The following is a 23,018-nucleotide window of genomic DNA, read 5'->3' as shown; positions in this document are numbered from 1 at the left end:
TGAAAAGCCGGTGGTCGAGCATGATGGGCGGATTGGATCAGATGGCACCCTGGCTGACAGTAATAGGCATTGGCGAAGACGGTTTCAGTGGCTTGGGCAAGCAGGCCCGACGCGCCTTGCTGAGCGCCTCGCGGATCATCGGCAGCCCGCGTCAGCTGGCCTTGCTGCCGCGCTGCATCAGCGGCGCACGGCAAGACTGGCCCAGCCCATTCTCCGTGGCCCCGGTGCTGGCGCTGCGCGGAGAACCCGTGTGCGTACTGGCCAGTGGCGACCCGATGTTCTACGGCGTCGGTGCCAGTTTGGCGCGGCACGTGCCAGCCACTGAAATGCACGTGCTGTCGATGCCCTCCTCCTGCGCCCTGGCCGCTGCCCGCCTGGGTTGGCCGTTGCAGGAGGTGCAGGTGGTGTCGGTGGTCGCGCGGCCACTGGCAGCGCTCAACGCCCACCTGCACAGCGGCATGCGCCTGCTGGTGCTGAGCAATGATGGCGACAGCCCCGCCGCTATCGCCGCGCAGCTGCGCGAGCGCGGCTTCGGGCCGAGCCGCCTGCATGTACTCGAACACCTGGGTGGCCCGGACGAGCGCCAGCTGTCGGGGAGCGCCGACGATTGGCCCTGCCCGCCAGTGGCCGCGCTCAACCTGGTCGCCATCGAGTGCCAGGCCACGCCAGATGCGCCACGCCTGGCACGCGTGCCCGGCCTGTCGGACAGCGCCTTCCGTCACGACGGCCAACTGACCAAGCGCGACGTGCGCGCCATTACCCTCGCCCGCCTGGCCCCTCAACCGGGTGAGCTGCTGTGGGACGTCGGCGCCGGTTGCGGCTCGATCGGCATCGAATGGATGCGCGCCCACCCTGCGTGCCGTGCCCTGGCGATCGAAGCCGACGAAGGCCGCCAGGGTTTCATCGAGCACAACCGCGACGCTCTGGGCGTTCCCGGTCTGCAACTGGTTCGCGGCAAGGCGCCTGAGGCCCTGGCCGAGCTGGAGCGCCCGGATGCGATCTTCATCGGCGGCGGCGTCACCCGCGAAGGGGTGCTGCCGCTGTGCTGGGAACGCTTGCGCCCCGGCGGTCGCCTGGTGGCCAATGCGGTGACCCTGCAAAGCGAACTGGCACTGGCGCATTTCCGTGAGCAGCATGGCGGCGAACTGACCCGCATCCATGTTGCCCAGGCCCAGCCCCTGGGCGCCTTCGATACCTGGCGCCAGGCCCTGCCGATCACCTTGCTCGACGTGGTGAAGCCGCTCGATGCGTGAAGAAACCTGTGAACAACCAGCCCCGCTGCGCAGCGGCCTGACCACCGGCAGCTGCGCCACCGCCACCAGCCTGGCCGCAGCGCGCCTGCTGCTCACTGGCCAGGTCAATGACGCCGTGAGCATCACCCTGCCCAAGGGCAAGGTGGTGCAGATGCGCCTGGAGTTCTGCCGCCGCGACGACGAGCGCGCCGAAGCCGGCACGCTCAAGGATGCCGGCGACGACCCGGATGTCACCCATGGCGCACTGCTCTACAGCCAGGTGCGCCTGCAGGCTGAACCCGGTGTGCGGTTCGTCGCAGGCCTGGGTGTCGGCACGGTCACCCGGCCTGGCCTGGTGCTCGCCGTGGGTGAACCCGCGATCAACCCGGTGCCCCGGCGCATGATCAGCGAACACCTGCAGCAACTGGCCGATGACTGCGCCTACCCGGGCGGCTTCGAGGTCACGGTGAATGTGCAAGACGGCGAGCAACTCGCGCTGAAGACCATGAACCCGCGCCTGGGCATTCTCGGCGGCCTGTCGATTCTGGGCACCAGCGGTATCGTGCGGCCCTTCTCGTGCTCGGCCTACATCGCCTCGATCCACCAAGGCATCGACGTGGCCCACACCAATGGCTACACCCATATCGCCGCCTGCACCGGCAATGCCAGCGAAGACACCATGCGGCGGGTCTACGGCCTGCCGGAAATCGCCCTGATCGAGATGGGCGACTTCGTCGGTGCGGTGCTCAAGCACGTGCGCAAGGTGCCGGTGCCGCGCCTGACCCTGTGCGGCGGCTTCGGCAAGATCAGCAAGCTGGCCGCCGGGCACATGGACCTGCACAGCCGCCATTCGAGCATCGACCTGCCGCAACTGGCCGACTGGGCAGCGGACGTGGGCGCCGATGCCGAGCTGCAGGCGGCGATCATTGCCGCCAACACCAGCCAGCAAGCCCTGGCCCTGGCCCACGCGGCCGGTGTCGCCCTGGGCGATGCGGTCTGCGCCCATGCGCTCGCCTTCGCCCGCAGCGTGGTGCCGGCGCAGGTGCAGGTGGAAGTATTCGCCATCGACCGCCAGGGCGGCATCGTCGGCAAGGCCGGTGTGCAATGAGCCGGCGCATCCTGCTGCTCGGTGGCGTCACCGAGGCCTTGGCCATCGCCCGCCAGCTTGGGCCCGAGCATGTCTACAGCCTGGCCGGCATCGGCCGCGTGCCGCAGGACCTGGCCTGCCAGGTGCGGGTCGGTGGTTATGGCGGGGCCGAAGGCCTGGCCCGCTACCTGCGTGAAGCAGGCATCACGCTGCTGATCGACGCCACCCACCCCTACGCCGCGCAAATCAGCCGCAATGCCGCCACTGCCGCCCGAGCTGTCGGTATCCCGTGCTGGGCCTTGCGCCGCCCGGCCTGGCAGGCCCAGCCTGGTGACGAATGGCGCGAGGTGGAAGACTGGGCGGGGCTCATCGACGCGCTCAAGCCGTTTCGGCGGCCACTGTTCACCTTGGGGCGCGAGCCGCTGCAACACCTTGACGAGATTCCGCCGGGGCAGTTCTGGACGTTGCGGGCGTTGCAGGCCTGCCCTGGGAATGACCGCTGCGAGGTGATCGGGGCGCGAGGGCCATTTCAGCGCGAAGATGAGCAGGCATTGTTCGCTCGCCGGCAGATCGATGTGCTGGTCAGCAAGAACAGCGGCAGCGTGGCGACTGAGCCGAAGCTTGAGGTGGCAAGGGCGCTTGGCGTTCCGGTGCTGATCTTGAAGCGCCCGGTTCTTCCTGGCGTAGATCGTGAGTATCTGTCTTCGGAAGAATTGATGGCGGCTCTCAGCAAGCCGTGAGGCTTTTAGCGCCCTCGAGATCGAGCGCCGCCCGCGCGGCGCATCGCGGATAAATCCGCTCCTACATTCGTTGCAACGTGCCAGGGTCTGTCAGGCCATGGTTGTCCGCCTTTGGCACCCGCCGAAATCCAGACCATTCCTACAACTAACTCCAATCTGTCTGAATAGCCTTCCTTTCCCGCCTACCTAAACTCGAGCCCCCTCCTCTGGTAGGCGTCACCCATATGGAAATGCAATGGTGGATCTGGCTGGTCTTCGGCATCGGCCTGATCCTGCTCGAACTGATCCTGCCCACGTTCTTCATCATCTGGTTCGGCATCGGTGCCGTGCTGGTCTCGCTTATCGCACTGGCCGCCCCCAGCCTGCACCTGGACATGCAGGTGCTGCTGTGGGTGCTGTTCTCCTCGGGCACCACGTTGCTCTGGTTCAAGCTGCTCAAGCGCAGACAGCCGGACGTGCGCTGGACCGCCGACAGCGTGATCGGTGAGGTCGGGCTGCTGGTCAACAGCGTTTCGCCGTTCGAGAAGGGCCGTGTGCGTTTCCAGAAGCCGATCCTCGGCAACGAGGAATGGGTCTGCGTCGCCGCCAGCGACATCCCCTCCGGCGAGCGTGTGCGGCTCGTCGCCATCGAAGGCAATACCGCCCGGGTCATTCGGGCCTGATTGCGCCATTAAAAGGAAGTAAGCATCATGACCAGCCTCATCGTCGTAGCTGTCCTCGCCCTGTTCGTCCTGATCACCGTGTTCAAGGGGGTGCGTATCGTGCCCCAGGGCGAGGAATGGATCGTCGAGCGCCTGGGCCGCTACCACAGCACCCTCAAGCCCGGCCTGAACATCGTCATTCCGTACATGGACGTGGTCGCGTACCGCCTGCCGACCAAGGACATCATCCTCGATGTACAAGAGCAGGAAATCATCACCCGCGACAACGCGGTGATCGTCGCCAATGCCCTGTGCTTCGCCAAGGTGGTCGACCCGCAGAAGGCTTCCTACGGCGTGCAGAACTTCTCGTTCGCCGTCACCAGCCTGACCATGACCTCGCTGCGCGCCATCGTCGGCGCCATGGACCTGGACGAAGCGCTGTCCAGCCGCGAGCAGATCAAGGCGCGCCTGCGTGAGGCGATGTCCGAGCAGACCGAAGACTGGGGCGTGACCGTACGCTCGGTGGAGATCCAGGACATCAAGCCATCCGAGAACATGCAACTGGCCATGGAGCGCCAGGCGGCCGCCGAGCGGGAGCGTAAAGCCGACGTGACCCGCGCCGAAGGCGCCAAGCAAGCAGCGATCCTCGAAGCCGAGGCGCGCCTGCAGTCGGCCAAGCTGGACGCCGAGGCGCAGATCAACCTGGCCGAAGCCTCGGCACAGGCGATTTCGCTGGTCAAGGAGGCGGTGGGCAACGAGACGGTGCCAGCCATGTACCTGCTGGGTGAGCGCTATGTGGGTGCCATGGAGAATCTGGCCGGTAGCAGCAATGCCAAGGTGGTGGTGTTGCCGGCGGATCTGCAGGAGACGGTGCGTGGGCTGATGGGGCGTAGCAAGGCTTGATATAGGTTGAGGCCCAATCGCCGGCAAGCCGGCTCCCACAGGTTCACCACCGTCCATGTAGGAGCCGGCTTGCCGGCGATTGGGCTGCACAGCAGCCCCCGATAACACCACCTACCTGCGTCACTTCACCGCACCCCGCATTTTTACCTATACTCCGCCTTACAATACCCGCCACGATTCCTGACCGGATCTCTCCATGCCCCCACGTCGGCACATCGCCTGGATAGCCTGCTTCGCAGTGCTGTTCAACCTGCTGGCCATGCCGCTGTCCACTGCCGCGCCCAAGGGCCCGGCCGAACAGCTGCTGTGGGGGGCTTTCTGTTCCAGCCTGGCCGGCAAGGCCAAGGTCGACGTACAAGCCTTGGCCAAGATCGACCTCGGCACGCAAAGCGACGACCATTCCAACATGCAGCACTGCTGGTGCTGCTCCGGCGCCGCGCCGCTGCTGGCCCTGCCAGGCTACCCACCACAGCTGCACAACCCACCCACGCTGTTGGTCGGCCATGCGCCAGCGCTCCCCCACTACCAAGCGACGCCGCGCCAGCTATGGCCCGCGCTCAACCCCCGTGCCTCTCCCCTGGTCTGAGTTCATCACGCTGTCTGCCTGAACCCGAACAGAATGGAGACTCACCCAATGCTCAAGCAAGCTCTCGTAGTGGCCGCCTTGCTGCTGCCCGGCGCCTTCGCCAATGCCCATGAATACACCGTGGGCGACCTGCACATCGCGCACCCCTGGTCGCTGCAACTGCCACCCAATGCGCCCAACGTCGCCGCGTATTTCATCGTGCACAACAACGGCAAGGTCGATGATCGCCTGCTTAGCGTCGACAGCCCGATCACCGCTGACGCACAACTGCACGAACACAGCATGACCGCCAGCGGCACCATGAAGATGCAGCAGGTGCCCAGCGTGGTGGTGCCGGCCGGCAAGGAGGTGATCTTCGCCCCCAGCGCCTACCACGTGATGCTCATGCAGCCCAAGGACCGCAGCCTGCTCAGCGACGGCAAGCGCTTCCCGCTGACCCTGCACTTCGAGAAGGCCGGTGACATCACGGTCGATGTCGCCGTGCAGAAGCAGCCGCCGGCGGACCAGCCCCAAGGTCACGAACACGCGCACTGACCGCTAGCTGACAGGCACTCGCACCATGAGCCTGCCGCGCAACCGCCTCAGCCGTACCACCCGCCCTGATCGCAGGCGCGTCGGTGGCGGCTGGCTGAGCCTGTTCGCCATGTGGATGATCTTCATCGGCCCGCTGGTTTCCCAGTCGATGCCGATGGACCACCACGCCGGCATGAGCATGCCGATGGACATGGCGATGCCTGCCAGCCATCAGCATGGCGGCGACGCGCACTCTGGCCATGGAGACGATGGCCAGCTGCATGTGATGTGGGAAAAGTGCGGCTACTGCAGCCTGTTGTTCAACTGCCCCGCCTTACCGCAAACCCTCAGCCCGCTCAGCGCGGCCAGTGTTACCCCCGCCACCCTCAATCCCGCGCCCACTCACCAGGGCCATGCCCGGCAGGCCGTGTTCCCCGGTGCGCGCAGCCGCGCGCCGCCGCCTTCGATCAGCGTCTGAAACCCCTATTGCTGCACGGAGCCAGGAGGCTTCGCGCTCACTCATGACTGATCGACGGAAATCTTATGTCCGGCTGTACCCCTGCTTTTGCCTATGCATTCAAAGGCACACTCGCCGCCCTGTGCGGCTCGCTGCTCGCGCCCATGGCCCTGGCCGCCGACTCTGGCCACGAAGGCCATGAGCACGACCAGGCCGAGCTGAGCCCGACGGTGATCACCGCCCTTGCGCCCAGCTCGCCGCTGACCGTGGTCACCAACCCGAAAGACCCGCGCCAGCCCGTGCCGGCCAGCGATGGCGCCGACTACCTCAAGACCATCCCCGGCTTCTCGGCGATTCGCGCTGGCGGCACCAACGGCGACCCGGTGCTGCGCGGCATGTTCGGCTCGCGCCTGAACATCCTCACCAACGGCGGCGTGATGCTCGGTGCCTGCCCCAACCGCATGGATGCGCCGACGTCCTACATTTCGCCGGAGACGTACGACCGCCTCACCGTGATCAAAGGCCCGCAAAGCGTGCTCTGGGGCCCCGGTGGCTCGGCCGGGACCGTCCTCTTCGAACGTGAACCGGAAACGTTCGGCCCCCTCGGCAGCCGGGTCAACGCCAGCCTGCTGGCAGGCTCCAATGGCCGCTTCGACAAGCTGCTCGATGCCGCCGCCGGCAACAGCCAGGGCTATGCCCGCTTTGTCGGCAACCAGTCGCACTCGGACGATTACCAGGATGGCAGCGGCGACACCGTGCCCTCGCGCTGGGACAAATGGAATGGCGATGTGGCCCTGGGCTGGACCCCCGACCAGGACACCCTGCTGGAGCTCACCGCCGGCAAGGGTGACGGCGAAGCGCGCTACGCCGGGCGCGGCATGGACGGTGCACAGTTCAAGCGCGAAAGCCTGGGCCTGCGCTTCGAGAAGTCCAACCTGGGCGAGGTGCTCGACAAGGTCGAGGCGCAGGTCTACTACAACTACGCCGACCACGTGATGGACAACTACACCCTGCGTACCCCATCGGGCACCGGCATGATGGCCGGGCCAATGGCCTCCGCCGTCGACCGCCGCACGCTGGGCGCACGCATCAAGGCCACCTGGCGCTGGGCCGACGTGCAGCTGATCAGCGGCATCGATGCGCAGACCAACGAGCACCGCGCACGCAGCGCCATGGGCGTCGACGCCTACAAGAACGAGCCCTGGGAAAAGGACGCCGACTTCCACAACTACGGTGCGTTCGGCGAACTCACCTGGTATGCCACCGGCCAGGACCGCTTGATCACCGGCGCTCGCCTGGATCGCGCCTCGGCCAGGGATTTCCGTGATGACAGCGCCACCAACGGCGACACCCGTGCCGACACCCTGCCCAGTGGCTTCGTGCGCTACGAGCACGACCTGGCGGCGCTGCCAGCCACCACCTACATCGGCCTGGGCCATGCCCAGCGTTTCCCCGACTACTGGGAGCTGTTCTCCCCGGACCAGGGGCCAGCCGGCTCGACCAACGCCTTCGACAGCATCAAGCCCGAGAAGACCACCCAGCTCGACTTCGGCATCCAGTACCGCGACGAGCGCCTGGAAGCCTGGGCCTCGGGTTACGTCGGGCAGATCCGCGACTACATCCTGTTCGACTACCACACCGGCATGATGGGCATGAGCACCTCCCAGGCGCAGAACATCGATGCCCGCATCATGGGCGGCGAGCTGGGTGCCGCCTACAAGCTGACGGAAAACTGGAAGACCGATGCGACGCTCGCCTACGCTTGGGGCAAGAACAGCAGTGATGGCAAAGCGCTACCACAGATGCCACCCTTGGAAAGCCGCCTGGGCCTGACCTACAGCCGCGACACCTGGAGTGCCGGGGCACTGTGGCGGCTGGTCGCGGCGCAAAACCGCATTGCCGAGAACCAGGGCAACGTGGTCGGCAAGGACTACGACAAGAGCGCCGGCTTCGGCGTGTTCTCGCTCAATGGCACCTACAAGGTGAACCACAACCTCAAGCTCAGCGCAGGGGTCGACAACCTGTTCGACAAAACCTACGCCGAGCACCTGAACCTGGCCGGGAATGCCGGGTTCGGCTACCCGGCCACTGATCCACAGCCGGTGAACGAGCCAGGCAGGACCTTCTGGACCAAGGTCGATTTGAGCTTCTGACAACAACAATGGGCGCGGTCACGGTCGCGCCCCTCAGCTGGTCAAACAGGAGGTTCCCATGAGCGGAACACGCGTTTCCTTCTACAACCTGGCCTGGCGCTGGCATTTCTATGCCGGGCTGTTCGTGGCCCCTTTCATGATCCTGCTGGCGATCACCGGGATCATCTATCTGTTCAAGCCGCAACTCGACCCGCTGCTGTACCGCGACCTGATGGTGGTCGAAGCCGGGCATCATCGACAGGGCGCGGACCTGATGCTGGCCGAAGTCCGCCAGGCGTACCCCAAGGGCCACGTGGGCCAGTACCTGCCGCCGATCGATGCCGAGCGCAGCGCGCAGTTCGTGGTGCATGACGGTGGGCGCGAGCTGAATGTGTTCGTCGACCCGTACAGCGGCAAGATCCTCGGCGAGCAGGACGCCAAGCAGAACCTGCAGGCCATCGCCCGCGCCCTGCACGGCGAGGTGATGGTCGGCACGGTCGGCGACCGTTTGGTGGAGCTGGCGGCCGGCTGGGGCATCGTGCTGGTGGTGTCCGGCCTCTACCTGTGGTGGCCGCGGGGGCGCAACGGCGCTGGCGTGCTATGGCCTCGCATCGGGGCGAAAGGTCGAGTGTTCTGGCGCGACCTGCATGCCGTCACCGGTTTCTGGGGCTCGGCCCTGCTGTTGCTGATGCTGATCAGCGGCATGACCTGGACCGGGCTGTGGGGCAAGCAGTACGCCGACTTGTGGAACCGCTTCCCGGCGGCCATGTGGAATGACGTGCCCAAGTCCGATCAGCAGGCAGGTGAGCTGAACAAGGCCCACCGCCAGACCGTGCCGTGGGCGCTGGAAAACACGCCCATGCCGCAATCCGGCGCGCATGCCGAACATGCCGGGCATCACACGATGTCGGACATGCCGGCAGCGCCACAGGTGACCCTGCAGCAGGTGGAGGACGTGGCCACTGAGCGCCAGGTCGAGACGGGTTACAGCATCACCCTGCCAACCACTGCCGACGGCGTGTTCACCATCGCCGTGTTCGCCGACGACCCACGCAACGACGCCACCCTGCATGTCGACCAGTACACCGGCAAGGTGCTGACCGACGTGCGCTGGCAAGACTACAGCCCGGTCGCCCAGGCGACCGAGCTGGGCGTGATGCTGCACGAAGGCAAGATGTTCGGCGCGCTGAACCAGATCATCATCCTGCTGGTGTGCCTGATGATCCTGCTGGGCTCGGTGAGCGGGCTGGTGATGTGGTGGAAGCGCCGGCCGGAAGGTGGCCTGGGCGTGCCGCCGCTGCGTCATGACCTGCCGCGCTGGAAGACGGCGGTGGGGGTGATGCTGGTGCTCGGGGTGATGTTCCCGCTGGTGGGGGTGTCGATGGTGGTGATGTGGGTGGTGGATAGTCTGGTGGTGCGGCGGCGCCGGGTGCTGGTTAGCGCTTGAGGGCCTTGGGGCTGCTTTGCAGCCCTTTCGCGACACAAGGCCGCTCCTACAGACGACCGCGTACTACTGTAGGAGCGGCCTTGTGTCGCGAAAGGGCCGCAAAGCGGTCCCCTGCACCCTGATGGTCGTGTCGATCTGTCGCGCCCCGATTTGGGACGCTCGTGTTAGCCTACTCGGCTTTCAGAAAAAGACTGACCCTCAATGGAATGCAGCCAATGACCCCGACCCCTCCCGCTGAAGACCAGCACCTGCAGCGCAACCTGACCAACCGCCACATCCAGCTGATCGCCATCGGTGGCGCCATCGGCACCGGCCTGTTCATGGGCTCGGGCAAGACCATCAGCCTGGCGGGGCCGTCGATCATCTTCGTCTACATGATCATCGGCTTCATGCTGTTCTTCGTCATGCGCGCCATGGGCGAACTGCTGCTGTCGAACCTCAACTACAAGTCGTTCATCGACTTCTCCGCCGACCTGCTGGGCCCCTGGGCCGGTTACTTCACCGGCTGGACCTACTGGTTCTGCTGGGTGGTCACCGGCATTGCCGACGTGGTGGCGATCGCCGCCTACACGCAGTTCTGGTACCCCGACCTGCCGCAGTGGATACCGGCGCTGACCTGCGTAGGGCTGCTGCTGTCGCTGAACCTGGTCACCGTGAAGATGTTCGGTGAACTGGAGTTCTGGTTCGCCCTGATCAAGATCGTCGCCATCCTCGGCCTGGTCGCCACCGGCCTGTACATGGTCATCACCGGCTTCGATTCGCCGAGCGGGCACACCGCGCAGTTGGCCAACCTGTGGAATGACGGCGGCATGTTCCCCAATGGCCTGATGGGCTTCTTCGCCGGCTTCCAGATTGCCGTGTTCGCCTTCGTCGGCATCGAGCTGGTCGGCACCACCGCCGCCGAGGCGAAGAACCCCGAGCGCACCCTGCCACGGGCAATCAACTCGATCCCGGTGCGGATCATCGTGTTCTATGTGCTGGCGCTGATCGCGATCATGGCCGTGACCCCGTGGCGCGACGTGGTACCGGGCAAGAGCCCGTTCGTCGAGCTGTTCGTGTTGGCCGGCCTGCCGGCAGCGGCGAGCATCATCAACTTCGTGGTCCTCACCTCGGCAGCCTCGTCGGCCAACAGCGGGGTGTTTTCCACCAGCCGCATGCTTTTCGGCCTGTCGCAGGAAGGCGATGCGCCCAAGGCATTCGAGAAACTCTCGTCACGCAGCGTGCCGGCCAACGGTCTGTACTTCTCCTGCGCCTGCCTGTTGCTCGGCGCGGTATTGATCTACCTGGTGCCCAACGTGGTCGAAGCGTTCACCCTGGTCACCACGGTGTCGGCGGTGCTGTTCATGTTCGTCTGGACGCTGATCCTGCTGTCGTACCTGAAGTACCGCAAACACCGTGCGGCGCTGCATCAGGCGTCGAAGTACAAGATGCCGGGCGGGCGATTCATGTGCTACGTGTGCCTGGTGTTCTTCGCCTTCATTCTGGTGTTGCTGAGCCTTGAAGACGACACCCGTGCGGCGCTGCTGGTGACGCCGATCTGGTTCGTGCTGCTGGCGGTGACTTATCAGTTTGTGCGCAGCAAGCGGCATCCGCGCACGGCTGTGCGTAACGGTTGATTCTGCAAGGGGCTGCTTTGCAGCCCCAATGCTGTGCACACAGATCTACCAGGCACCAAGCTGGATCCACTTCACGCCCCAACACCTCGCACAACCCCTCTACTGCGCCCCTTTCGCCACTCGGCACACCCCTTGCAACGCCCCTCCCCGCTGGCCAACACCCTAAAAAACTCAGCGGAGAGAGCACATGAAGCGTCGCAGTCTGATCAAGGCCTTTACCCTCAGCGCATCGATCGCGGCGATGGGCCTGAGCTGGAGCATCCAGGCCGCCGAAACCATCAAGGTCGGCATCCTGCATTCGCTGTCCGGGACCATGGCGATCTCCGAGACTTCGCTCAAGGACATGGCGCTGATGACCATCGACGAGATCAACGCCAAGGGCGGCGTGAACGGCAAGCTGCTGGAGCCGGTGGTGGTCGACCCAGCGTCCAACTGGCCGCTGTTCGCCGAGAAGAGCCGCCAGCTGCTGACCCAGGACAAGGTCGCGGTGGTGTTCGGCTGCTGGACCTCGGTGTCGCGCAAGTCCGTGCTGCCGGTGTTCGAAGAGCTCAACGGCCTGCTGTTCTACCCGGTGCAGTACGAAGGTGAAGAGATGTCGCCGAACGTCTTCTACACCGGCGCCGCGCCCAACCAGCAGGCGATCCCGGCGGTGGAATACCTGATGAGCGAGGACGGCGGCAGCGCCAAGCGCTTCTTCCTGCTCGGCACCGACTACGTCTACCCGCGCACCACCAACAAGATCCTGCGCGCCTTCCTGCACAGCAAGGGCGTGGCCGACAAGGACATCGAAGAGGTCTACACGCCGTTCGGCCATGCCGATTACCAGACCATCGTCGCCAACATCAAGAAGTTCTCCGCCGGTGGCAAGACCGCGGTGATCTCCACCGTCAACGGCGACTCCAACGTGCCGTTCTACAAGGAGCTGGCCAACCAGGGCCTGAAGGCCACCGACGTACCGGTGGTGGCGTTCTCGGTGGGTGAAGAGGAGCTGCGCGGCATCGACACCAAGCCGCTGGTGGGCCACCTGGCGGCGTGGAACTACTTCGAATCGGTGGATAACCCGGTCAACCAGAAGTTCGTCGCCGACTGGAAGGCATACAAGGCCAAGGGCCTGCCAGGCGCCGACAAGGCGGTGACCAACGACCCGATGGAGGCCACCTATGTGGGCATCCACATGTGGGCGCAGGCGGCGGAAAAAGCCAAGTCCACCGAGGTCGACAAGGTCCGCGAGGCGCTGGCCGGGCAGAGTTTCAAGGCACCGTCCGGCTTTACCCTGACCATGGACAAGACCAACCACCACCTGCACAAGCCGGTGATGATCGGCGAGATCCAGGATGACGGGCAGTTCAGCGTGGTATGGGAGACCGAGCAGCCGCTGCGGGCGCAGCCTTGGAGCCCGTTCATTCCGGGCAATGACAAGCGGCCCGATTACGCGGTGAAAGGTAACTGAGTGCACTGGGGCTGCTGCGCAGCCCAATCGCTGGCAAGCCAGCTCCTACAGGATCTCCACAGGCCTTGAGGGCGGTGGGGGATCCTGTGGGAGCCGGCTTGCCGGCGATGAATCCACCGCCGATCTCCAGGATTGCCCGCATGCTCAGATTCCTGCTCACCCTCCTCTTGCTATTGCCCCTGGCAACCCAAGCCAGCGAAGGCGAATTCTTCCTCACCGCCAAGCCCGCCGAGCAGGCCCGCCTGCTCGAAAGCTGGGCGGCCCAACCCGACCCTGCACGCCTGCCTCTGCTGGACAACCTGCGCCAGGGCCGCATCGCCGAAGGCGACACCCGCAAGCTACGCCTGAACAACCGCCTGCGCGGCCTGATCGACAATGCCCTGGCCAGCCATCAATTGCTCGGTGACAACCGCGACCTGCGCCTTGCCGCCGCCCAGCACCTGCAAAAAAGCGCGCAGCCCGCGCAGATGGCCTTCCTCGACCGCCGTTTCGCCAGCGAGCCGGACACCGCCGTGCATGCCGCCCTCGGCCTGGCCCTGGCCAACCTGCAGCTGGGCGCCAGCGAACCCTCGGTACGCCTGGCCGCCGTGCGCCTGCTCGGCGAAACCGGCGACCCGCTGGCCCGCACCCGCCTGGAAGCCCTGCTGCAACCCAGCGCAGAAACCGACGCTGCAGTACGCACCGCCGCCGAAACCAGCCTGGCCCAGGTCAAGCGCAAACTGCTGTTCGGCGAGCTGCTCGGACAGGCCTTCAGCGGCTTGTCCCTGGGGTCGATCCTGCTATTGGCTGCACTGGGCCTGGCCATCACCTTCGGCCTGCTCGGGGTGATCAACATGGCCCATGGCGAGATGCTCATGCTCGGTGCCTACAGCACCTACATGGTCCAGGTCCTGCTACAGCGCTACGCGCCGGGCGCCATCGAGTTCTACCCACTGATCGCCCTGCCGGTGGCCTTCGCCGTCAGCGCCGGGGTCGGCATGGCGCTGGAGCGCACGGTGATCCGCCACCTCTATGGCCGTCCGCTGGAAACCCTGCTGGCGACCTGGGGCATCAGCCTGATCCTGATCCAGGCCATCCGCCTGCTGTTCGGCGCGCAGAACGTCGAGGTGAGCAACCCGGCCTGGCTGTCCGGCGGTATCCAGCTGCTGCCCAACCTGGTGCTGCCGTACAACCGCCTGGTGATCATCGGCTTCGCCCTGGCCGTGGTGCTGCTCACCTGGCTGCTGCTCAACCGCACGCGGCTGGGCCTGAACGTGCGCGCGGTCACCCAGAACCGCAACATGGCGGCCTGCTGTGGCGTGCCCACCGGGCGCGTCGACATGCTCGCCTTTGGCCTCGGCTCGGGTATCGCCGGGCTAGGCGGCGTGGCCCTGAGCCAGGTCGGCAACGTCGGCCCGGACCTGGGCCAGAGCTACATCATCGATTCGTTCCTGGTGGTGGTGCTTGGCGGCGTCGGGCAACTGGCCGGCAGCCTCTGGGCGGCCTTCGGCCTTGGCATCGCCAACAAGCTGCTGGAGCCGCAGATCGGCGCCGTGCTTGGCAAGATCCTCATCCTTGCGTTGATCATTCTGTTCATCCAGAAGCGCCCGCAAGGCCTGTTCGCCCTCAAGGGACGGGTAATCGACTGATGAACCAGCCACTGCTTGTCACCGCTTCACAAAAAGCCGGCCCACGCGTGACGCTGGCCATCGCCGCTGTCGCCGCCCTGCTGTTGCTGGCCCTGGCGCTGCTGTCGCTATTGCCGGCAGGCCATGCGTTGCAGGTGTCGGCCTACACCCTGACGCTGGTCGGCAAGATCCTCTGCTACGCCATCGTCGCCCTGGCCCTGGACCTGGTCTGGGGGTATGCCGGGCTGTTGTCGCTTGGCCATGGCCTGTTCTTCGCCCTCGGTGGCTACGCCATGGGCATGTACCTGATGCGCCAGGCGGCCGGCGATGGGTTGCCAGGGTTCATGACCTTCCTGTCGTGGAGCGAGCTGCCCTGGTACTGGGCCGGTACCCAGCACTTTGCCTGGGCACTGTGCCTGGTGGTGCTGGCGCCGGGTTTGCTGGCGCTGGTGTTCGGCTTCTTCGCCTTCCGATCGCGGATCAAGGGCGTGTATTTTTCGATCATGACCCAGGCCCTGACCTTCGCCGGCATGCTCTTGTTCTTTCGCAATGAAACGGGCTTTGGCGGCAACAACGGCTTCACCAGTTTCCGCACTATCCTCGGCTTCGACATTGCCGCCCAGGGCACACGGGCGGTGCTGTTCCTGCTCACGGTAGGCTTGCTGCTGGCCAGCCTGTACCTGTGCTGGCGCCTGACCATGAGCAAGTTCGGCCGCCTGCTGACCGCCGTGCGCGATGCCGAGAACCGCCTGATGTTCTGCGGCTACGATCCGCGTGGTTTCAAACTGCTGGTGTGGGTGCTCAGCGCCGTGCTGTGCGGCCTGGCCGGTGCGCTGTATGTGCCGCAGGTGGGCATCATCAACCCCAGCGAGATGTCGCCGACCAACTCCATCGAAGCCGCCGTGTGGGTGGCCCTGGGCGGTCGCGGCACGCTGATCGGCCCGCTGCTCGGCGCCGGCCTGGTCAACGGCATGAAGAGCTGGTTCACGGTGGCCTTCCCGGAATTCTGGCTGTTCTTCCTCGGCGCGCTGTTCATCCTCGTCACCCTGTACCTGCCCAAAGGCGTGGTCGGCCTGCTCAAGAAAAGGAGCCAGCCATGAGAGGCGTTCCCCCCGTGCACCCCGAATTCATGCTCGAACCGGTCTTCGATCACCTGGGCGCCGGCCGCGATGCCATTGGCCTGGGCAGCCGCCGCGCGGCAGGCCTGGACACGCGCCATGGCACGGTACTGAGCCTCGAAGGCATCAGCGTCAGCTTCGATGGTTTCAAGGCGCTCAACGCGCTGAACCTGTACATCGGCGTCGGCGAACTGCGCTGCATCATCGGCCCGAACGGCGCCGGCAAGACCACGATGATGGACGTGATCACCGGCAAGACCCGTCCCGACACGGGCAGCGCGTATTTTGGCGACACCCTCGACCTGACCCGCATGAGCGAATTCCAGATCGCCCAGGCCGGCATCGGTCGCAAGTTCCAGAAGCCCACGGTGTTCGAAGCGCTGACGGTATTCGAGAACCTTGAACTGGCCCTGAAGACCGACAAGTCGGTGTGGGCCAGCCTGGCCGCGCGCTTGAACGGCGAGCAACGCGCGCGCATCGAGCAGGTGCTGACCACGTTGCGCCTGCTGCCCCTGGCCCAACGCCAGGCCGGCCTGCTGTCCCACGGGCAGAAGCAGTTCCTGGAGATCGGCATGCTGCTGGTGCAGGAACCGCAATTGCTGTTGCTCGACGAGCCCGTGGCGGGCATGACCGATGCCGAGACCGAGTTCACCGCCGAGCTGTTCAAAGGGCTGGCCGGCAAGCACTCGCTGATGGTGGTGGAGCATGACATGGGGTTCGTCGGCAGTATCGCCGACCATGTGACCGTGCTGCACCAGGGCAGTGTGCTGGCGGAGGGGTCGCTGGAGCAGGTGCAGGCGGATGAGCGGGTGGTCGAGGTCTATCTGGGCCGATGATCTTCGTTGCCTGCTCTGGCCTCATCGCCGGCAAGCCGGCTCCCACAGGGTTTTTGCAACGCCGCGGACATTGTGGGAGCCGGCTTGCAGTCGATGAGGCCGGTGCAGCCACAGCAACAACTTCAGGAACTCTCACATGCTGAAAATCGACACCCTGCACCAATACTACGGCGGCAGCCACATCCTGCGCGGCCTGTCCTTCGAGGCCAAGGTCGGCGAAGTCACCTGCCTGCTCGGGCGCAACGGCGTGGGCAAGACCACCTTGCTGCGCTGCCTGATGGGCCTGGTGCCAACGCGCGAAGGCAGCATCGAATGGGAAGGCAAGCCGATCACCACGCTCAAGCCGCAACAGCGGGTCCAGGCCGGCATCGCCTACGTCCCCCAGGGCCGCGAGATCTTCCCGCGCCTCACCGTCGAGGAAAACCTGCTGATGGGCCTGTCGCGCTTCCCTGCCCGCGAGGCACGCGAAGTGCCAACGTTCATCTACGAACTGTTCCCGGTCCTGGAACAGATGAAGCAACGCCGCGGGGGCGACCTGTCCGGCGGCCAGCAGCAACAGCTGGCCATCGGCCGCGCCCTGGCCAGCCGCCCACGGCTGCTGATCCTCGACGAACCGACCGAAGGCATCCAGCCTTCGGTGATCAAGGAAATCGGCGCGGTCATCCAACGCCTGGCCGAACGTGGCGACATGGCCATCCTGCTGGTGGAGCAGTTCTACGACTTCGCCGAGGCTCTGGCCGACCAATACCTGGTCATGGCCCGTGGCGAGATCGTCCAGCGCGGGCGCGGTGAAAACATGCAGGCCGAGGGTGTGCGGGGGCTGGTAACCATTTAATCTGCTGCCATCGACCTTGCGAGACGCTGCACATGAGCCACGAAATCCGTGACGCCCTGGCCACCGACATACCGGGCATCCTTGAGATCTACAACGACGCGGTGCGCAACACGACGGCGATCTGGAACGAAACGCCGGTGGACCTGGCCAACCGCCAGGCCTGGTTCGAGGCGCGGGCACTGCAGGGTTATCCGATCCTGGTGGCGGTGGATGAAACGGGGGTGCTGGGTTATGCCTCGTTTGGCGACTGGCGGCCGTTCGAGGGGTTTCGCCACACCGTGGAGCACTCGGTGTATATCCGTGGCGACCAGCGTGGCAAAGGCCTGGGGCCGGTGCTGATGGCGGTGCTGATCGAGCGTGCGCGCACGTGTGGCAAGCATGTGATGGTGGCGGCGATCGAAAGCGGCAACGTGGGGTCGGTGCGCCTGCATGAGCGATTGGGCTTTGTGGTGACCGGGCAGATGCCGCAGGTGGGGGTGAAGTTCGGGCGGTGGCTGGATTTGACCTTCATGCAGTTGGTGTTGAATCCTGGAGCCGAGCCAGCTTGATACCTGTGCCGGCCTCTTCGCGGGACAAGCCCGCTCCCACAGGTGCACCCCAGTTCTCAAAACCTGAGGTGTACCTGTGGGAGCGGGCTTGTCCCGCGAAGAGGCCGGCACAGGCAAACACATTCACATCTGGGTAAACCGCCCCAACCGCTGTCTCAGCATGCTGTTCTCACTGCGCAACTGCTGCACTTCCTGCAACAGCTCCAACGCCAGCGCCACCCCTTCCCATTCCAGCTCAAGCTCCTGGTGCAGCTTCACTGCGCGCTTGGCCAAGATCGGCGCCTGATCGTCGAACAACCACTCCTCCGGCGTTCGCCCCGAAGGTTCAACGATGCCGTGCTCGACGATCTCGACCACGAAGTCGGCCGTGATATCGGCCTCCTGGCAAAGGGTGCGCATGTCCAGTTGAACGATCAGGGTGCTGCTCATGATCACTTACTCCATTGTTTCCTCGGATCGAACGCAGCCTTTTCGGAGAGCTGGGTCCACAGTTCGCGGGCAGAAGCGTCGGATGTCGGCGGCATGACCACCTTGAGCTGGGCGTAGAGGTTGCCGCGCTCGCCCTGCTTGTTCGCCAGGCCCATGCCCGGAACACGCAGGCGCTGGCCGCTCTGGCTGTCGGGGCGGATGGTCAGGTTGATCTTGCCGGTCAGGGTCGGCACCGCCACCTTGGTGCCCAACGCGGCCTCCCACGGTGCCAACGGCACGGTGATGATCAGGTCATGACCTTCGACATCGAACAGCGGGTGCGGTGCCAGGCGCACGGTCAAAAACAGGTCGCCATTGGCCCCGCCGCCCACGCCCGGCGCACCCTGGCCCTTGAGGCGGATGCGCTCGCCATCGGTTACCCCGGCTGGAATCTTCACGTTCAGGGTCTTGGTGGTGAACCCGGTGCGCTGACCGGCGGCGTTGGTCTGCGGCACCTGGAAGCTGATCTGCTTGGATTCCTTGCTCAGGGTTTCTTCAAGGAAGATCGCCAGTTCCAGTTCCACGTCCTGCCCTCGCCTGCCGGCGCTGCGTTGTTGGCGGGCGCCGCCGAACGGGCTGCCGCCGCGGGCGCCGAAGATCGAGCTGAAGAAGTCGGAGAAGTCACCGCCTTCGAAGCCGCCGCCACCGCCACGGCTTTCCCAGCCCGGCGGTGCCTGGAAGGGCCGCCCGTGCTGACCGCCGTATTTGCGGATCTCGTCGAACTCGGCGCGCTTCTGGGCATCGCCGAGCACCTCGTAGGCCTCGTTGGCCTCCTTGAATTTCTCCTCGGCGTCCCGCTCCTTGCTGACATCCGGGTGATACTTACGCGCCAGCTTGCGGTACGCGGCCTTGATCGCCTTGTCGTCCGCCGTGGGCTCTACGCCGAGTATCTTGTAATAGTCTTTGAAGTCCATCTGTGGATCACCAATGTGAAATTGCGTGTTGCAACTGAAGATAGGGGTCAAGCATAGCCTTTCAAGGTGCGCTTGGCGTTGCTGCAAGGCAGACGACCGGTCTTGATTCTCTGGCCAACTGGCATAAACTGCGCGGCCGTTTTGCCTCCGGAAGCCTGTTTCCCCATGTCTGACGTATCCCCGGCCCGCGCCCTTGGCATCGACTTCGGCACCTCCAACTCCACGGTCGGCTGGCACCGCCCTGGCAGCGAGTCGCTGATCGCCCTGGAAGACGGCAAGATCACCTTGCCCTCGGTGGTCTTCTTCAATATCGAAGAGCGACGCCCGGTGTATGGCCGCCTGGCGCTGCACGAGTACCTGGAAGGCTACGAAGGCCGCCTGATGCGCTCGCTCAAGAGCCTGCTCGGGTCGAAGCTGATCAAGCACGACACCAGCGTGCTGGGCAGCGCCCTGCCATTCAAGGACCTGCTGGGCATGTTCATCGGCGAGCTGAAAAAGCGCGCCGAGGCCGATGCCGGCCGCGAATTCGATCAGGTGGTGCTGGGTCGCCCGGTATTCTTCGTCGACGAAGACCCGGCCGCCGACCAGGAGGCCGAGGACACCCTGGCCGACGTGGCGCGCAAGATCGGCTTCAAGGACGTGTCGTTCCAGTACGAACCCATTGCCGCAGCGTTCGACTACGAGTCGGGCATCAGCCGTGAAGAGCTGGTGCTCATCGTCGATATCGGCGGTGGTACCTCGGACTTTACCCTGATCCGCCTGTCGCCCGAGCGCCACCAGGTGGCCGAGCGCCAGAGCGACATCCTCGCCACCGGCGGCGTGCACATCGGCGGTACCGACTTCGACAAGCAGCTGAGCCTGCAGGGCGTGATGCCGCTGTTCGGCTATGGCAGCCGGATGAAGAGCGGCGCGCTGATGCCCACCAGCTATCACCTCAACCTGGCCACCTGGCACACCATCAACGCCCTGTACTCGCAGAAGTCGCAGCTGGCGCTGGGCAGCATGCGCTACGACATCGAGGACACCCTCGGCATCGACCGCCTGTTCAAGCTGATCGAGCAGCGCGCCGGGCACTGGTTGGCGATGGAAGTGGAGGCCAGCAAGATCGAGCTGACCGACCAGCAGAGCCGCCGCGTCGACCTGGGCCGTGTCGAGCGCGAGCTGGGCGTGGACCTGACCCGTGCGGTGTTCGAAGGGGCCATCGAGGGGCTGCTGGAGCGCGTGCGCGGCAGCGTGACCGAGCTGCTGGCCAAGGCCGGCGTGAGCGAAGGGCAGGTGGATACGGTGTTCTTCACCGGCGGTTCCAGCGGTATTCCGGCGCTGCGCAACAGCGTGGCGGCGATGCTGCCCAATGCGCGGCATGTGGAAGGCAACATCTTTGGCAGCATTGGTAGCGGCTTGGCGATCGAGGCGCGCAAGCGTTACGGGGCGGCCTGATCCATTTTGGGGCTGCTTTGCAGCCCTTTCGCGACACAAGGCCGCTCCTACAGACGACCGCGTACTGGTGTAGGAGCGGCCTTGTGTCGCGAAAGGGCCGCAAAGCGGCCCCAGCATTCGTCAAACCAGCTCCGCCCGCTTCAGCTCACTCTTCAGGTAGGCGTAATAGATCGGCCCCGCCACCACCCCCGGCAGCCCGAACGCCGCCTCGAACACCAGCATCGCCAGCAACAGCTCCCACGCCTTGGCACTGATCTGCCCACCGACGATCCGCGCGTTGAGGAAATACTCGACCTTGTGGATGACGATCAGATACCCCAGCGCCGCCGCCGCCACCCAGATCGACAGCGAAAGACCGACGATGGTGATCAGGGTGTTGGACATCAGGTTGCCGATCACCGGCAACAGCCCCAGCAGGAAGGTCAGCACGATCAGCGTCTTGGTCAGCGGCAGGTGCACCCCGAACATGGGCATCACCACGGCCAGGAAGATACCGGTGAAGGCGGTATTGAGCAGCGAGATCTTGATCTGCGCGAACACGATGTTGCGAAACGCCTGCACCAGCAGGCTCAGCCGTTCGAACAGCGCGGCCGCCAGTGGCTTGCGCCGGGAAATGTCAGGGATGCGCTGCAGGGCGATGATGGCGCCCAGGATCATGCCGATCAGCAGGGTCACGAACATGTGCGCCATGCCCTTGCCGACCAGTTGCAGATCGCTCAGGTGGCTCTTGATCCAGTCACCGATGGCCACCTTGAACTCGGCGGCGCTGGCCGGCAGGTAGGCCTCGATGAACGGCGGCAACTGGCCACGGGCACGCTCGACCAGGCCCATGAACTTGTCCAGCGAGGCGCCGGGGTTTTCCGCCTCGTGCAGCAGGAAACTGAACGCGCCGGCGATCAGCAGCGTCAGGGTACTGACCACCAATGTGCCGAGCAGCGCCACCGCCAGCCAGCGCGCGCGCTGGCCGGCGATCAGCGGTTGTAGCCGTGGCGTGAGCATGTTGACCAGTTCGAACACCAGCAGGCCGGCCAGCAGGCTAGGCAGCAACTTCAGGGGCAGGGCCAGGAGCAACCCGGCCATCACGATGATCAGGCTGGCAAGGGTGATCTGGCGGGGGGTGAAGGTCATACAGCCTCGACGGCAGACAGCGGAAAGACCCGCAGTCTGCCAGCCTTGAAGCCAGAGGCATAGGCGCAGGTCATTTCTTCTTCAGGCAGTCGCTCATGAAGGCTTTGCGCGCGTCGCCCTTCAGGGCCTTGGTGGTGGCGTCAGCGTTGCAGGTCTTCATCTTTTCCTGCTGGGCAGTCGGAACGTCCTTCTTCAGGCAGTTGCTCATGAACGCCTTGCGCTCATCGCCCTTGAGCGCCTTGGCAGAGGCGTCGGCATTGCACGAGGTCATCTTTTCCTGTTGTGCGGTGGCGGCGAATCCTTGCGCACTGAACAACACAGCCAACACCAGCAACGGCATTTGCAGCATCTTCATGGAGCGATCTCCTTTTCTCCGCGCCCGATGCACGGTGGTGCAGATCAGTGTAGACAAGAATTTTTACACGCCCGCCCGTGCCTGGCGGCGGTACTGTTCCGGCGTGCACTGGGCCTGGCGCTGGAACATGGCGATGAAGGCCGAGGCACTGCTATAGCCCAAGTCGAAGGCGATCGCCTGAATCGGTTGGCCGGCCTCCAGGGCTTCGATGGCGCGCAAGAAACGCAGGCGCAGGCGCCATTCACCAAAGCTGATGCCCAGCTCCCGCAGGAACTGGCGCGCCAGGGTGCGCTCGCTGACATGTACCTGCGCTGCCCACTCTGCCAACGGGCGGTTGTCACCGGGTTCACCGCCGAGGGCGTCGAGCACCTGGCGCAAACCATCGCTGCGGGCAAACGGCAGGTAGCAGGTCTGGGTCGGCGCCAGCAGCAGTTGGTCGAGCAGCACCTGGACCAGGCGCTGGTCCCGTTCATCCTGCGCCACCTTGAGATCGCGCCGGGCGAAGTCGCTGAGGATGGCCTTGAGGATGTCGCTGATCACCAGGCTGCAAGGCTGTTGCGGCAAGTCGGCGCAAAGGCTGCGGTCCAGATAGACCGAGCGGTAGACGATGGCCTGGGGGTTGTAGCAGCCATGCTCGGTGCCCGGCGGCACCCAGACCGCATAGTGCGGAGGTGAAAGAAAGCGCTGACCATCGACGTCCAGATGCATGACGCCGTGGGCGGTGTAGTTGAGCTGGCCCCAGGCGTGGCGATGCGGGGCGCTGTGGGTATCGGCGCCAAATTCGTCGTGACGGAAGTACACCGGCGCCGGGAGCTGGTCGAACTGGGGGATGTCGAGGTATTTGCGGGCCATGGTGTCTGCTTGCAGGGGCAGGTTGTCTGGATAGGAGTATAGGCTTGCGAACGGACAGCGGATAATAGGCGCCTATCGGGGACCGCTGGGCGGCCCTTTCGCAACATCTCAGAGAA

General features: G+C 65.1%; 23 protein-coding genes. 18 read left to right on the top strand and 5 right to left on the bottom strand.

What is annotated here, in order from left to right; all coding sequences use genetic code 11:
- Window positions 1–41 precede the first annotated feature (41 nt).
- The 17 genes from cbiE to ACIPZG_RS17265 all read left to right on the top strand — a co-directional run bounded on the left by cbiE (window position 42) and on the right by ACIPZG_RS17265 (window position 17,748).
- Window positions 42–1,253: a precorrin-6y C5,15-methyltransferase (decarboxylating) subunit CbiE gene (gene cbiE, locus ACIPZG_RS17345; protein WP_400715734.1), complete on the top strand. Its 1,212-nt coding sequence runs from the start codon at window positions 42–44 to the stop codon at window positions 1,251–1,253.
- Window positions 1,246–2,340, top strand: a complete 1,095-nt coding sequence (locus ACIPZG_RS17340; protein ID WP_400715642.1) for a cobalt-precorrin-5B (C(1))-methyltransferase — start codon at window positions 1,246–1,248, stop codon at window positions 2,338–2,340. Before cbiE ends, ACIPZG_RS17340 begins: the two co-directional genes overlap by 8 nt.
- Entirely contained in the window at window positions 2,337–3,059 is a 723-nt protein-coding gene (locus tag ACIPZG_RS17335) for a cobalt-precorrin-6A reductase (RefSeq protein WP_400715640.1), read from the top strand. The genes ACIPZG_RS17340 and ACIPZG_RS17335 overlap by 4 nt, the downstream gene beginning before the upstream one ends.
- A 224-nt stretch (window positions 3,060–3,283) precedes the next feature.
- Window positions 3,284–3,721: an NfeD family protein gene (locus ACIPZG_RS17330; RefSeq protein WP_400715638.1), complete on the top strand. Its 438-nt coding sequence runs from the start codon at window positions 3,284–3,286 to the stop codon at window positions 3,719–3,721.
- A gap of 27 nt (window positions 3,722–3,748) precedes the next feature.
- Window positions 3,749–4,603 carry an SPFH domain-containing protein gene (locus ACIPZG_RS17325; protein WP_400715636.1) on the top strand — a complete coding sequence of 285 codons (855 nt, stop codon included), beginning with the start codon at window positions 3,749–3,751 and terminating at the stop codon, window positions 4,601–4,603.
- Between the two features lie 196 nt (window positions 4,604–4,799).
- The gene (locus ACIPZG_RS17320; RefSeq protein WP_400715634.1) at window positions 4,800–5,189 is read left to right on the top strand and encodes a DUF2946 domain-containing protein; all 390 of its coding nucleotides are present in this window, start codon (window positions 4,800–4,802) and stop codon (window positions 5,187–5,189) included.
- 48 nt (window positions 5,190–5,237) lie between these two features.
- Window positions 5,238–5,723 carry a copper chaperone PCu(A)C gene (locus ACIPZG_RS17315; protein WP_008093033.1) on the top strand — a complete coding sequence of 162 codons (486 nt, stop codon included), beginning with the start codon at window positions 5,238–5,240 and terminating at the stop codon, window positions 5,721–5,723.
- A gap of 25 nt (window positions 5,724–5,748) precedes the next feature.
- Window positions 5,749–6,180, top strand: a complete 432-nt coding sequence (locus ACIPZG_RS17310) for a DUF2946 domain-containing protein (protein ID WP_008093031.1) — start codon at window positions 5,749–5,751, stop codon at window positions 6,178–6,180.
- 65 nt (window positions 6,181–6,245) lie between these two features.
- Window positions 6,246–8,312 carry a TonB-dependent copper receptor gene (locus ACIPZG_RS17305; protein ID WP_400715632.1) on the top strand — a complete coding sequence of 689 codons (2,067 nt, stop codon included), beginning with the start codon at window positions 6,246–6,248 and terminating at the stop codon, window positions 8,310–8,312.
- A 58-nt stretch (window positions 8,313–8,370) separates the two neighbouring features.
- Window positions 8,371–9,738: a PepSY-associated TM helix domain-containing protein gene (locus ACIPZG_RS17300; RefSeq protein WP_400715630.1), complete on the top strand. Its 1,368-nt coding sequence runs from the start codon at window positions 8,371–8,373 to the stop codon at window positions 9,736–9,738.
- 215 nt (window positions 9,739–9,953) lie between these two features.
- On the top strand, window positions 9,954–11,354 hold the full coding sequence (gene cycA / locus ACIPZG_RS17295; RefSeq protein ID WP_400715628.1) for a D-serine/D-alanine/glycine transporter: 1,401 nt from the start codon (window positions 9,954–9,956) through the stop codon (window positions 11,352–11,354).
- A 187-nt stretch (window positions 11,355–11,541) separates the two neighbouring features.
- Complete coding sequence (gene urtA, locus ACIPZG_RS17290; protein WP_400715626.1) at window positions 11,542–12,804, top strand: urea ABC transporter substrate-binding protein; 1,263 nt, start codon at window positions 11,542–11,544, stop codon at window positions 12,802–12,804.
- Between the two features lie 107 nt (window positions 12,805–12,911).
- Complete coding sequence (gene urtB / locus ACIPZG_RS17285; RefSeq protein WP_400715624.1) at window positions 12,912–14,432, top strand: urea ABC transporter permease subunit UrtB; 1,521 nt, start codon at window positions 12,912–12,914, stop codon at window positions 14,430–14,432.
- Window positions 14,432–15,511 (top strand): urea ABC transporter permease subunit UrtC, encoded by a 1,080-nt coding sequence (gene urtC / locus ACIPZG_RS17280; RefSeq protein ID WP_400715623.1) that lies wholly within the window; start codon window positions 14,432–14,434, stop codon window positions 15,509–15,511. Before urtB ends, urtC begins: the two co-directional genes overlap by 1 nt.
- Window positions 15,508–16,365, top strand: a complete 858-nt coding sequence (urtD, locus tag ACIPZG_RS17275) for an urea ABC transporter ATP-binding protein UrtD (protein ID WP_008099609.1) — start codon at window positions 15,508–15,510, stop codon at window positions 16,363–16,365. Before urtC ends, urtD begins: the two co-directional genes overlap by 4 nt.
- Before the next feature lie 136 nt (window positions 16,366–16,501).
- On the top strand, window positions 16,502–17,200 hold the full coding sequence (urtE, locus tag ACIPZG_RS17270) for an urea ABC transporter ATP-binding subunit UrtE (RefSeq protein WP_400715621.1): 699 nt from the start codon (window positions 16,502–16,504) through the stop codon (window positions 17,198–17,200).
- A gap of 32 nt (window positions 17,201–17,232) precedes the next feature.
- Window positions 17,233–17,748 (top strand): GNAT family N-acetyltransferase, encoded by a 516-nt coding sequence (locus ACIPZG_RS17265; RefSeq protein ID WP_400715619.1) that lies wholly within the window; start codon window positions 17,233–17,235, stop codon window positions 17,746–17,748.
- A gap of 123 nt (window positions 17,749–17,871) precedes the next feature.
- On the opposite strand, the gene ACIPZG_RS17260 is transcribed toward ACIPZG_RS17265, so the two are convergent.
- Window positions 17,872–18,177 carry a chaperone modulator CbpM gene (locus ACIPZG_RS17260; RefSeq protein ID WP_400715617.1) on the bottom strand — a complete coding sequence of 102 codons (306 nt, stop codon included), beginning with the start codon at window positions 18,175–18,177 and terminating at the stop codon, window positions 17,872–17,874.
- A 2-nt stretch (window positions 18,178–18,179) separates the two neighbouring features.
- Window positions 18,180–19,130, bottom strand: a complete 951-nt coding sequence (gene cbpA, locus ACIPZG_RS17255) for a curved DNA-binding protein (protein WP_400715615.1) — start codon at window positions 19,128–19,130, stop codon at window positions 18,180–18,182.
- A gap of 165 nt (window positions 19,131–19,295) precedes the next feature.
- Here cbpA and ACIPZG_RS17250 point away from each other — a divergent pair, with 165 nt between their 5' ends.
- Window positions 19,296–20,567, top strand: coding sequence for an Hsp70 family protein (locus ACIPZG_RS17250; protein ID WP_400640355.1), 1,272 nt, complete (start codon window positions 19,296–19,298; stop codon window positions 20,565–20,567).
- A 120-nt stretch (window positions 20,568–20,687) separates the two neighbouring features.
- On the opposite strand, the gene ACIPZG_RS17245 is transcribed toward ACIPZG_RS17250, so the two are convergent.
- From ACIPZG_RS17245 to ACIPZG_RS17235, 3 genes are all read right to left on the bottom strand, one after another.
- Window positions 20,688–21,695: an AI-2E family transporter gene (locus ACIPZG_RS17245; protein ID WP_008089590.1), complete on the bottom strand. Its 1,008-nt coding sequence runs from the start codon at window positions 21,693–21,695 to the stop codon at window positions 20,688–20,690.
- Between the two features lie 70 nt (window positions 21,696–21,765).
- Window positions 21,766–22,050, bottom strand: a complete 285-nt coding sequence (locus ACIPZG_RS17240) for a PsiF family protein (RefSeq protein ID WP_400715613.1) — start codon at window positions 22,048–22,050, stop codon at window positions 21,766–21,768.
- Window positions 22,051–22,113: 63 nt separating this feature from the next.
- The gene (locus ACIPZG_RS17235; protein WP_400715611.1) at window positions 22,114–22,902 is read right to left on the bottom strand and encodes an AraC family transcriptional regulator; all 789 of its coding nucleotides are present in this window, start codon (window positions 22,900–22,902) and stop codon (window positions 22,114–22,116) included.
- Window positions 22,903–23,018: the final 116 nt, after the last annotated feature.

This window comes from Pseudomonas sp. NPDC089395 (genome assembly GCF_044749525.1).
In the GTDB taxonomy this organism is placed as follows: domain Bacteria; phylum Pseudomonadota; class Gammaproteobacteria; order Pseudomonadales; family Pseudomonadaceae; genus Aquipseudomonas.
This window is presented reverse-complemented; position numbering and strand designations above follow the sequence as displayed.

What these genes read in the sequence shown, in the direction of transcription:
- cbiE (WP_400715734.1), top strand. Translation starts at nt 42, where the DNA reads ATGGCACCCTGGCTGACAGTAATAGGCATTGGCGAAGACGGTTTCAGT.
- ACIPZG_RS17340 (WP_400715642.1), top strand. Translation starts at nt 1,246, where the DNA reads ATGCGTGAAGAAACCTGTGAACAACCAGCCCCGCTGCGCAGCGGCCTG.
- ACIPZG_RS17335 (WP_400715640.1), top strand. Translation starts at nt 2,337, where the DNA reads ATGAGCCGGCGCATCCTGCTGCTCGGTGGCGTCACCGAGGCCTTGGCC.
- ACIPZG_RS17330 (WP_400715638.1), top strand. Translation starts at nt 3,284, where the DNA reads ATGGAAATGCAATGGTGGATCTGGCTGGTCTTCGGCATCGGCCTGATC.
- ACIPZG_RS17325 (WP_400715636.1), top strand. Translation starts at nt 3,749, where the DNA reads ATGACCAGCCTCATCGTCGTAGCTGTCCTCGCCCTGTTCGTCCTGATC.
- ACIPZG_RS17320 (WP_400715634.1), top strand. Translation starts at nt 4,800, where the DNA reads ATGCCCCCACGTCGGCACATCGCCTGGATAGCCTGCTTCGCAGTGCTG.
- ACIPZG_RS17315 (WP_008093033.1), top strand. Translation starts at nt 5,238, where the DNA reads ATGCTCAAGCAAGCTCTCGTAGTGGCCGCCTTGCTGCTGCCCGGCGCC.
- ACIPZG_RS17310 (WP_008093031.1), top strand. Translation starts at nt 5,749, where the DNA reads ATGAGCCTGCCGCGCAACCGCCTCAGCCGTACCACCCGCCCTGATCGC.
- ACIPZG_RS17305 (WP_400715632.1), top strand. Translation starts at nt 6,246, where the DNA reads ATGTCCGGCTGTACCCCTGCTTTTGCCTATGCATTCAAAGGCACACTC.
- ACIPZG_RS17300 (WP_400715630.1), top strand. Translation starts at nt 8,371, where the DNA reads ATGAGCGGAACACGCGTTTCCTTCTACAACCTGGCCTGGCGCTGGCAT.
- cycA (WP_400715628.1), top strand. Translation starts at nt 9,954, where the DNA reads ATGACCCCGACCCCTCCCGCTGAAGACCAGCACCTGCAGCGCAACCTG.
- urtA (WP_400715626.1), top strand. Translation starts at nt 11,542, where the DNA reads ATGAAGCGTCGCAGTCTGATCAAGGCCTTTACCCTCAGCGCATCGATC.
- urtB (WP_400715624.1), top strand. Translation starts at nt 12,912, where the DNA reads ATGAATCCACCGCCGATCTCCAGGATTGCCCGCATGCTCAGATTCCTG.
- urtC (WP_400715623.1), top strand. Translation starts at nt 14,432, where the DNA reads ATGAACCAGCCACTGCTTGTCACCGCTTCACAAAAAGCCGGCCCACGC.
- urtD (WP_008099609.1), top strand. Translation starts at nt 15,508, where the DNA reads ATGAGAGGCGTTCCCCCCGTGCACCCCGAATTCATGCTCGAACCGGTC.
- urtE (WP_400715621.1), top strand. Translation starts at nt 16,502, where the DNA reads ATGCTGAAAATCGACACCCTGCACCAATACTACGGCGGCAGCCACATC.
- ACIPZG_RS17265 (WP_400715619.1), top strand. Translation starts at nt 17,233, where the DNA reads ATGAGCCACGAAATCCGTGACGCCCTGGCCACCGACATACCGGGCATC.
- ACIPZG_RS17260 (WP_400715617.1), bottom strand. Translation starts at nt 18,177, where the DNA reads ATGAGCAGCACCCTGATCGTTCAACTGGACATGCGCACCCTTTGCCAG.
- cbpA (WP_400715615.1), bottom strand. Translation starts at nt 19,130, where the DNA reads ATGGACTTCAAAGACTATTACAAGATACTCGGCGTAGAGCCCACGGCG.
- ACIPZG_RS17250 (WP_400640355.1), top strand. Translation starts at nt 19,296, where the DNA reads ATGTCTGACGTATCCCCGGCCCGCGCCCTTGGCATCGACTTCGGCACC.
- ACIPZG_RS17245 (WP_008089590.1), bottom strand. Translation starts at nt 21,695, where the DNA reads ATGACCTTCACCCCCCGCCAGATCACCCTTGCCAGCCTGATCATCGTG.
- ACIPZG_RS17240 (WP_400715613.1), bottom strand. Translation starts at nt 22,050, where the DNA reads ATGAAGATGCTGCAAATGCCGTTGCTGGTGTTGGCTGTGTTGTTCAGT.
- ACIPZG_RS17235 (WP_400715611.1), bottom strand. Translation starts at nt 22,902, where the DNA reads ATGGCCCGCAAATACCTCGACATCCCCCAGTTCGACCAGCTCCCGGCG.